The organism is Streptomyces sp. NPDC051664 (assembly GCF_044453545.1).
Lineage (GTDB): Bacteria > Actinomycetota > Actinomycetes > Streptomycetales > Streptomycetaceae > Streptomyces.
This window is the reverse complement of sequence record NZ_JBITCU010000135.1, coordinates 1-1,266: the sequence shown is the minus strand read 5'-3', so window position 1 is coordinate 1,266 and position 1,266 is coordinate 1. Positions and strand designations below refer to the sequence as shown.

The 1,266-nt window shown below is 65.8% G+C and carries 1 protein-coding gene; it reads right to left on the bottom strand.

All coding sequences use genetic code 11. The features are described 5' to 3' along the window. Positions 1-34: 34 nt before the first annotated feature. Positions 35-1,197 (bottom strand): IS3 family transposase gene (locus ACIA8E_RS42015; RefSeq protein ID WP_399307401.1). Its coding sequence is split into 2 segments (ribosomal slippage): positions 35-910 and positions 913-1,197, totalling 1,161 coding nucleotides; the frame shifts between segments, so codons are not numbered across the junction. Positions 1,198-1,266: the final 69 nt, after the last annotated feature.

Sequence of the window (1,266 nt, the reverse complement as noted above, 5' to 3'; positions counted from 1 at the left end):
ACGGGTCTGCTGCACGATTGGGTGACAGGTTCGGTCACGCGGCCTGGAGGGCCGGTGTGGTCTTGACGGTTTCGTATTCGATGGGGGTCAGCCGGCCGAGCGAGGCTTGTCTGCGGCGTCGGTGGTAGGTCCTCTCGATCCAGGTCACGATCGCGATCCGCAGTTCCTCGCGGGTGGCCCACGTCCGGCGGTCGAGGACATTCTTCTGCAGCAGACTGAAGAAGGACTCCATGGCCGCGTTGTCGCCTGCCGCCCCGACCCTTCCTATCGAGCCAACGATCCGATGCCGGTCGAGCGCCCGGACGAACCTGCGAGACCGGAACTGCGACCCGCGATCGCTGTGCAGAATGCACCCGGCGACGTTTTCACGTCGGGCAACAGCGTTGTTCAGGGCTGCGACGGCCAGGTGGGACTTCATCCGCGCGTCAATGGAGTAGCCCACGATCCTCTTGCTGAAGACGTCCTTGATCGCGCAGAGATACAGCTTCCCTTCGCTGGTGGCGTGTTCGGTGATGTCGGTGAGCCACAGCCGGTTCGGGGCATTCGCGGTGAAGGTGCGGCGGACGAGGTCATCGTGCACCGGCGGGCCGGCCTTCTTGGTCCTGCCGCGTTTCTTGCCGAACACGCTCCACCAGTTGTTGTCCCGGCAGATCCGCCACGCGGTCCGGTCAGCCATGCCGGCTCCCGCGCCGCGGGCTTCATCGGCCAGGAACCGGTAGCCGAACTCCGGGTCCTCACGATGGGCATCGAACAATGCGTTTGCGCGAACGGCCTGCTCGATTTCGGCATCGGTCACCGGCCGCTCGAGCCAGCGGTAGTAGGGCTGGCGGGCGAGCTTGAGGACCCGGCACGTGACCGTGACGGGAACACCGTCTCCGGCCAGCTCTCTCACGAGCGGGTAGATCCTTTTCCCGGCAGGTTCGCCTGGGACAGGTAGGCCGCGGCCCGGCGCAGGACCTCGTTCTCCTGCTCCAGCAGCTTGATCCGCCGACGCGCGTCCCGTAGTTCCACGTTGTCCTGGCTGGTCGTTCCGGGTTTCGCCCCGTCGTCGATGTCCGCGCGGCGCATCCACTTCGACAGCGTCATCACATGGACACCGAAGTCGGCGGCCACCTGCTCGAGCGTCACGCCCTGGCCGCGATTCCTCGCGACCCGCACGACATCCTCGCGGAACTCTTCCGGATAAGGCTTGGGCACAGCGACATCCTTCCCACCCGCCCCACAGGGCAAGCCAGTTCAGATGTCACCCAATCGTGCAGCAGACCC